This window comes from Streptomyces sp. NPDC005533 (genome assembly GCF_042871845.1).
Classification (GTDB): domain Bacteria; phylum Actinomycetota; class Actinomycetes; order Streptomycetales; family Streptomycetaceae; genus Streptomyces.
The window spans coordinates 1-1,434 of the sequence record NZ_JBIAJH010000185.1; the positions used below are offsets into that span (position 1 = coordinate 1).

At 65.2% G+C, this 1,434-nt stretch carries 1 protein-coding gene; it reads left to right on the forward strand.

Translation table 11 applies throughout. The annotated features are described in order from the left end of the window. Positions 1 to 961: 961 nt before the first annotated feature. The gene (locus tag ACFYP3_RS37825; RefSeq protein ID WP_388842658.1) at positions 962 to 1,333 is read left to right on the forward strand and encodes a phage tail protein; all 372 of its coding nucleotides are present in this window, start codon (positions 962 to 964) and stop codon (positions 1,331 to 1,333) included. Positions 1,334 to 1,434: the final 101 nt, after the last annotated feature.

Below are 1,434 nucleotides of genomic sequence, written 5' to 3' on the forward strand. Positions count from 1 at the left end.
CCGAACCCGCACCGCCGCCAGCTCCCCAGCCCTCATACAGCCAGCGAACTACCGAACACCCGACGTGACAAGACCGGCTAACAAAGCACTACTAGAGGACGCAGACACCGGCGGACGCCTACACCAGACCCGCGGTAAAGCCTGCCGACGGCGCACTGGAGTCTCGGGTGCAGCCTCCCACGGGCAATGAAGCCGTCCACCTTCGCCTTCGAGCCCGGCGCACGTACAGGCAAAGGCAGCACAGGAATCCAGACCGGGGATGCAGGCGCCCACCGGCCCTCTCATACGCCGCCCCGTGTCCTCCACCGCGCCCCCTCCGGCAGCCAGATCCCCCGTCCGGGCCCATCGACGAACCCGGTGCAGCGCCCGGCCGAGCCGAACGGGTAAACCGGCCGCTTTCCCCCAGGCCGCCTACATCCAGCAACCGGTTCGCGGGGATGATCGGGCCCCTCGAGGCTAATGAACTCCGAGCGGAAGAGCATCCGGACACCGCGACCCTGGAACAACAGGTCGGAGCAGCTGTCCCAACTACAGTCGTCCTCCTGTTCCAAAAAGGTGTTGCGGCTGTCCTCTGCAGGGCGGCCGTCCAGGTAGGCCCCGCCGGCCAGGCGCAGGGCCATCTCCTCCACTGAGCAGACGGACCAAGCCACTCCCTCGCGGCGGCGTCGCCTGCCCGCCAAAGGCGCGACACCCACCACCACCCCAGGCCGGCACCAGTGAGCCCATTCAACTTTGGCTCCAGCCTCGAGCGACCCAACAGCCTGACCTGCGCAGGCGCTCCCGGCGTGTCCTCACCTGATCGGTGGGCGGGTTGAACAAGCTCAGTGAAAACCACGACGAAACCCCCACACACGACGTCCCCCACCAGATGAAACGCCACCACCTCCAGTCCCGGCTGCCACCCCGGAGCACAACGCGTCCACCCGGATACTCTTCGTGATAACCCAGAGGGAGGGTCGCCATGGCCATCAGGACCCACACGTTTACCGTCGAATTCGGCAGCACACACGTCGAGACGGTGCAGTCAGCTACGGGCCTCCACATCACGGATGCACTCAGCGGAGAGCAGCCCAGCGCTCTACCCGGCGAGATCACCATCATCCGAGGCATCGACCAGAGCACAGCTTTCACCGACTGGCTCCGACAGGGATTCAAATTCCACAAGCAGAACATCACCATCGTGATCACCGACACGACGAAGAAAGACCAGAAACGCGTCAACCTGACCAGCGCCTGGGTCTCATCGTGGAGCAGCCCCGCCCAAGGCTCCACCAGTACTTCCGCGGCGGCCGAGACCCTGACGCTCACATACGACTCCGCCTCAGTCGAATGACCCCCACTTAGTACTCCAGCAGCGGATCGTGTCCTGAGCTGGTTCTTCTCCGGTAGTGGCTGCGTCGGGCGGTGGCCTGTCGTTGCCTGCGCCAGTGGGAC

Coding starts and splice junctions, on each gene's coding strand:
- ACFYP3_RS37825 (WP_388842658.1), top strand. CDS start 962: ATGGCCATCAGGACCCACACGTTTACCGTCGAATTCGGCAGCACACAC.